This is a genomic window from Lysobacter antibioticus, from assembly GCF_000731095.1.
Taxonomy (GTDB): domain Bacteria; phylum Pseudomonadota; class Gammaproteobacteria; order Xanthomonadales; family Xanthomonadaceae; genus Lysobacter; species Lysobacter antibioticus_B.
The window spans coordinates 1-6,447 of record NZ_JMTZ01000126.1; the positions used below are offsets into that span (position 1 = coordinate 1).

The 6,447-nt window shown below is 68.3% G+C and carries 5 protein-coding genes; 2 read left to right on the forward strand and 3 right to left on the reverse strand.

Going from position 1 to position 6,447, the window contains the following annotated elements:
• Nucleotides 1–227: 227 nt before the first annotated feature.
• Genes EX88_RS0122190 through EX88_RS26305 form a run of 3 tightly spaced genes read right to left on the reverse strand, consistent with a single transcriptional unit; the run spans nt 228 to nt 2,402 of the window.
• The gene (locus EX88_RS0122190) at nt 228–815 is read right to left on the reverse strand and encodes an NUDIX hydrolase (protein ID WP_051885433.1); all 588 of its coding nucleotides are present in this window, start codon (nt 813–815) and stop codon (nt 228–230) included.
• A gap of 48 nt (nt 816–863) precedes the next feature.
• Entirely contained in the window at nt 864–1,793 is a 930-nt protein-coding gene (locus tag EX88_RS26300) for a 5'-3' exonuclease (protein WP_031374170.1), read from the reverse strand.
• Between the two features lie 24 nt (nt 1,794–1,817).
• Nucleotides 1,818–2,402: a nitroreductase family protein gene (locus tag EX88_RS26305; RefSeq protein WP_031374171.1), complete on the reverse strand. Its 585-nt coding sequence runs from the start codon at nt 2,400–2,402 to the stop codon at nt 1,818–1,820.
• A gap of 126 nt (nt 2,403–2,528) precedes the next feature.
• On the opposite strand from EX88_RS26305, the gene EX88_RS0122205 reads away from it, so the two are divergent.
• Both EX88_RS0122205 and EX88_RS0122210 read left to right on the forward strand, forming a co-directional pair.
• Nucleotides 2,529–4,850, forward strand: coding sequence for a DUF1631 family protein (locus EX88_RS0122205; RefSeq protein ID WP_161786171.1), 2,322 nt, complete (start codon nt 2,529–2,531; stop codon nt 4,848–4,850).
• 197 nt (nt 4,851–5,047) lie between these two features.
• Nucleotides 5,048–6,166, forward strand: coding sequence for an NAD(P) transhydrogenase subunit alpha (locus EX88_RS0122210; protein WP_031374173.1), 1,119 nt, complete (start codon nt 5,048–5,050; stop codon nt 6,164–6,166).
• Nucleotides 6,167–6,447: the final 281 nt, after the last annotated feature.

Sequence of the window (6,447 nt, forward strand, 5' to 3'; positions counted from 1 at the left end):
TCCCTGTCTTATCGGAAAACGCCGCACGTCCTGTGCGGCGCCCTCCGGGTCTCCAGAGGTTCTCGCGAGCTCGGTACTGCGCCAAGCTCATCCGGCAGAGGCAGAGGCAGAGGCAGAGGCAAAGGCAAAGGCAAAGGCAGAGGCAGAGGCAGAGGCAAAGGCAAAGGCAACGGCCATGCGGCCGTCGTCGCTACAACGTCGAGGTCTCTATCAGGCGAGCCCGCGGTTTAGGCGGCGCTGCCATCCGGGTTGCGGTCGATCATCCACAAGCCCGCCCAAAGCTTCAGGTCGAGCTCGAAGCCTTCGGCCTGCTTGCGCATCAGCCAGGTCGGGGCATCGGCGCGCGGGACTTCGTGGACGAGGATGTCTTCGCCGTCGACGCCGCCGCCGTCGCCCACTTTGCGCAAACCGGTGGCGCGGACGAAGGCGATGCGTTCGCTGCTCATGCCGGCCGAGGTCGGGCCGGTCAACAGCACTTCGACACGAGCCGGTTCCCAGCCGGTTTCTTCGACCAGTTCGCGGCTCGCGGCCGATTCGAGGGTGTCGTGGGCGTGGTCGTCGCCGACCAGGCCGGCCGGCATCTCGATCGTGCGTGCGGCCAACGGGACGCGGTACTGCTCGACGAACAGGATCCGGTCCTGCGGCGTCACCGCGACGATGATCACCGCCATGCCTTTGCCGTGGGTGCGTTCGGCGTACTCCCAGTGGCCGCGGCGCATCATGCGCAGCCATTGTCCGTCGTACAGGGTCTCGACGCGTTCGGCGTCGTGCCCGGGGGAGTGGCGGTCGGAGTGTCCGTGGTCGGCTGGCGTCATTGCGTTCCTCGCGTCATCGCATCGCAGTCTTGTTGCAAGAGAAGGATGCTACGACGGAACCTGTGACGTCGCGAAGTCGAGTCCGACCGCTTCGTGCAGGCGGCGGCGGGTCATCGGCCCGAAACGCAGGCGATCGCACAGTTCCAGCAGACCGGCGGCGTCGGCTTGGCCGCGCACGAAGTGGCCGCTGCTGTCGCCGAGCGGCGCGTCGACCGCGATCGTGGTCAGTTGCCGGCACAGCAGGGCCTGGGCGCGGTGCTCGCGCAGGCGCGCGGCCGCGCTGGCGGCGCCGCGCACGCGCAGGAACGGGACTTCCTCGACGCGCGCCAGCAAGGCATCGAGGGTGTCGAAGTGGCCGAGCAGGGCGGCCGCGGTCTTGGCGCCGATGCCGGGCACACCGGGGATGTTGTCGACCGCATCGCCGGTCAGGGCCAGATAGTCGGCGATCTGTCGCGCGAGCACGCCGTGCCGCGCCGGCACGCCCTCGGCGGTCCAGCGTTGGCCGCGGGCGAAGTCCCACTGCTCGTCGTGGCCGTCGAGCAACTGCGACAGGTCCTTGTCGGCCGAGACGATCACGCCGCGGTAGCCGTGTGCGCGCATGGTCGCCAGCGCGCTGCCGATCAGGTCGTCGGCTTCGTATTCGACATGGGCCAGCACCGGCAGGCCGAGCGCGCTGCACAAGGCTTTGCAGTGGCCGAACTGGCGCCGCAGCGCTTCCGGCGCCGGATCGCGGTTGGCCTTGTAGGCCGGGTACAGCGCATTGCGGAAGCACGAGTCCAGGGCTTCGTCGAAGGCGATGGCGATGTGGCGCGGCCGCTCGCGTTCGATCAGCTCGAGCAGGAAGCGGGCGAAGCCGTGGACGGCGTTGGTCGGCCAGCCTTCGGCGTCCTGGAACTCGTCCGGGATCGAATGCCAGGCGCGAAAGACGTAGAGGCTGGCGTCGACCAGATAAAGCGGAGTGCGCGGTGCGGTAGTCATGGCGTCATTCAAACACGCGGCCGCTCAGGCCGGCGACCAGATCTGGGTCAGGTCGGCCGGGTCCGGGCGGTCGCGCTCGGGCGCTTCGAGCTTGGGCGTGCCGATATGGATGAAACCGGTGATGCGTTCCTCGGCGGCCAGGCCCAGCCAGTGCTTGACCTGCTCGTCGTAGGCCGGCCAGCCGGTCAGCCAGACCGCGCCGAAGCCGAAGGCCTGCGCGGCCTGCAGCAGGGCGAAGCAGACGCAGCCGGCGGTGAGGGTGCGCTCGAACTCGGGGATCTTTTCATCCGGGCCCAGCTTGGCGATCACCGCGACGATTATCGGTGCGTGAGAAAAGCGTGTGCGATCCTTCTCTACGGCGCTGGGACCGGCCTCGGGAAACAGTTCGATGCCGCGTGCGGCGACGCGTTCGCCGAGCACGTGGCGGTCGTCGCCGCGCAGGACCAGGAAGCGGAAGGGCACGCGCTTGCCGTGGTCGGGTACGCGCACAGCGGACTGCAACATACGCTGAAGCGTCGATTCGTCCGGTCCAGGGGCGGAAAGTTGCTTCGCCGGCACCGAACGTCGGTTATCTAGCGCGCGCAGCAAGTCGAGATCATTGGGTTGCATGGAAGACAAATTGACTCCTGTCACAAAAATGAACGGCGAAGCATTAATGGACGCATCTTGGCACTATCCTGCAGAGGCAGTCGGAAACCGACGCGCTTGCGTCAAGCATCCAGGGGAACTTCGTTAGTGTCCGGTCATTTGCACGGCGTCGCTCAGACCACGCGCACCGACCCGTCGCGCGTGCTCGAAGAAATCAAACGACAGACGCTCGAGCAACTCGGGGGGCTGCCCGGCACCCTGTACGCACCGATCGAAGAAGCCCTCAAGGCCGAGTCGCTGAAGGGCGACGGCCGCAATCACCAATACGAAGACCAGGCCGCATTGTGGGTCCTGCGCCAGCAGCAGGCCAGCCATGTCATGGCGTTTCGGCAGCAGGTCGGGCTCGGTTTCGAGGCCTTCCGTGCGCCGGCCTCGGCGGTCGGCGGGCTCGGCGGTTCGCCGCTGCAACTGGTCGGCGAGCAGCAACTGGCTTTCGACCTCGACGGCGAGCGCCTGACCGAATCGCTGGAGCAGCGCTATCTGCGCCCGCTGGAGATGCTGCAGGGGCGGCTGAAGATGTTGTCGGCCTCGATCGGCTCGCCGACCGGCATCAACCCCTTCGGCCCGTACCGGCTGGTCAAGGCCTTCATCTCGGTCTACGCCGAAACCCAGGTGACCGAGAGCCTGCGGCTCCGCCTGTTCCGCGAGTACGAACACGAACTCGCGCGGCTGCTCGGCGATCTCTACGGCCGTATCAATAACTTGTTGGCGACCGCGGGTTACGGCGTCGGTCTCGGCAACATGGCGCCCGGCGCGCCGGTACGCGCGGCCGAAGAACGGCGCGAGCGCAACACGCTCGACGACGTATTCGACACCGTGCCTCATCGCGAGTCTTCGACGCCTATGCACGATTACAACGCCGCGATGGGCGGCTACGGCGGCGAAAGCCACGCCGCTCACGGCCAGCCGGGCGGAGCGCGCGCGCCGAACTACGGCGGCCACGATCCGTCGCAGCCGGTCTCGCAGGCCGACGTCGCGGCGATGGCGAACGAACTGGCCGAATTGCGTTCGCAGTTGCACGCCTGGCGCGAAGGCCTGGTCAAGGCCGGCGGGTTGCCGCCCGCGCACATGCCGCAGCGCTCGATGGCGCCGCGGCGCGAGTTGCGCGTCGACGAAGTCGTCGGCATGGCCTCGCTGCTGCAGCCCGAGCCGCCGGACGCCTATGCCCGTGCGCTGGCGGTGTCCGGACGCCTGGGCGAGACCATCCGCGACCAGCTCTACGACGGCGCGCGCCGGCTCGGCTTCAATCCCGACCAGACCTGCTTCAGCGCCGAGGAAGACGACGCGATCGACCTGGTCGCGCTGTTGTTCGACTCGCTGTTCCGCAACCACGCCCTGCAGGACCGTGCGCGCCGCGTCTATGCGCGCCTGGTCATGCCTTATGTAAAGGTCGCGCTGACCGACAACGAGGTGTTCGTCAAACGCGAACACCCGGCGCGGCGCCTGCTCGATGCGATCACCGAAGCTTGCGAAGGCAACGACGGCGAGACGCCGCAGGACCGCGATCTGCTCGAACGTGCCTCGTCGATTTCGCAGCGTATCGTCTCCGACTACAACGAAGACCTCGCGGTGTTCGAGTTGGCCCACGCCGAACTCGACGCCTTGCTGGCCCAGCACCGGCGCCGCATCGAATTGCAGGAACAGCGCGCGGCCAAGGCCACCTACGGGCGCGAGCGCCTCGGTGCGGCGCGTGGCCAGGCCGATGCGGCGGTGCGCGAACGCATCGGCGAAGCGCGCCTGACCCAGGCGGTCGCCGATTTCCTCGCCACACCCTGGCGTCATCACATGGTCCAGGTGCTGCTGCGCGAGAACGAAGATCCCAAGCGCCGCGCGCAGGCGCTGGCGCTCGGCGATGCCCTGGTGATGGCCGATCGCCTCGCCGCCGAGAATCGCGGCCGCGAACTGGCCGACCAGTTGCTCGCGCTGCAGCCGATCATCGTGCAGTGCCTGGCGAGTTCCGGCCTGGACGACAGCGCCGCCCAGCACGGCATGGCCGGCCTGGTGCGCGCCCTGGTCACGCCGGACATCGAACGCGCCGAGCACCCCTTGCCGAGTTCGGCCGAGGTCGAGGAAGACGTCGCCGAGGAACGCCGGCTCTATCTTGCCGCCGGCACTACCTCGGCCAATCACGACCCGCTGCTGGCCGAGCGCATGCGCCAGCTCGAACCCGGCGACTGGCTGCGGTTGACCAATACCCAGGGCGAGACCATCGCGGTCAAGGTCGCCTGGAGCAGCCCGCTGACCTCGCGTTTCCTGCTGGTCAACCGCCGCGGCGTACGCGCGCTGGTCGCCTCGGCGGAGGAGCTGGCGACGCTGGCCTCCGCCGGCCGCCTCGTGGTCGGCGCCGAGCGCACCGCGTTCGATGAGGCCATGCGCCAGGTGCGCCGGCACCTGGACCGGGTGATCTGAGGCGAGCGGCCGTACCGGCCGACCGTTGCAGCGTCTTTACCCCGATCCGCCGCAAGGCGGGTTTCGCATTCCTGGTTCGCCGAGCACATTCGATCCGGGCGTTGGATCCGGGCATTGGGTCCGGTTGCGGGGCCATCGAGATCGCACGGCCGCCGGTCATTCCGCTACGATGCGGCGAACGGGGCACGGAGCGAAGCATGTCGGGCATTACGATTGGCGTTGCGAGCGAGACGGCGGTTGGCGAGAAGCGCGTGGCGCTGACGCCGGAAACCTGCAAGAAACTGGTCGCCCGAGGTGCGCGCGTGCGCATCGAGCGCGGCGCCGGACGTGCCGCCAGCTTCACCGACGAGGCCTATGTCCAGGCCGGTGCGGAACTGGCCGACGATGCCGCCGCGGCGCTGGGCCAGGCCGATGTGGTGCTGTGCGTGCAGTCGCCCGATCCGGCCCGGTTGAGCGCTTTGCGCGAAGGCGCGGCCCTGGTCGGCTTGCTGGCGCCGCAGGCCGACGCCGCCCGCGGCGAGGCGATCGTCGCCCACCGCCTGCAGGCCTTTCCGCTCGAACGTCTGCCGCGCACCACGCGCGCGCAGGCCATGGACGTGCTGAGCTCGCAGGCCGGCATGGCCGGCTACAAGGCGGTATTGATCGCCGGCCAACTGGCGCCGCGCTTCTTCCCGATGCTGACCACCGCAGCCGGCACGATCCGGCCTTCGAAGGTGCTGATCGTCGGCGCCGGCGTCGCCGGACTGCAGGCGATCGCCACGGCCAAGCGCCTCGGCGCCCAGGTCGAAGGCTTCGACGTGCGCCCGGAAACGCGCGAGCAGATCGAATCGCTGGGCGGCAAGTTCCTCGATCTCGGCGTCAGCGCCGCGGGCGAGGGCGGTTATGCGCGCCAGCTCACCGACGAGGAGCGCGCCGAACAGCAGCGCCGCCTCGGCGAGCATCTCAAGAACATCGACGTGATCGTATGCACCGCCGCGGTGCCCGGGCGCCCGGCGCCGAAGATCGTGACCGCAACGATGATCGCCGGCATGAAGCCGGGCAGCGTGCTGGTCGACCTGGCCGCCGAAACCGGCGGCAACTGCGAGCTGACGCGGCCGGGCGAAACCATCGACGTCAACGGCGTCACCATCGCCGGCCCTTTGAACCTCGCCAGCAGCGGCGCGGTGCATGCCAGCGAGATGTACGCGCGCAACGTGTTCAATTTCGTCAGCCTGTTCGTCAACGACGGTGCGGTGAACTACGACTGGAACGACGAATTGTTGGCGAAGACCGTATGGCCGGAGCGTCCGGCGGCTGCGGCGACCGCGGCGGCGTAAAACCGTCGCCGGTCCGAACCGGCGGCCCTCTCTGTAGGAACGTCGCGAATTCTTCCCCTGTAGGAGCGGCGTGAGCCGCGACTGCGGGACGCGCAGCGGTTGCATCGCTGTGGTCATCCGTCGAAGCCGCGTGCTTTCGCGATTAGGGTAGGAGCGGCGCAAGCCGCGACCGCGCTGTGATGGTCTTGCGGCGCAACTCTCAAGCAAGACCGAGATCTAGATCAGACGCCAAAAGCTTCCGCCACTAAAGCGGCGGGTTACTTTCTTTTGTCATAAGCAAC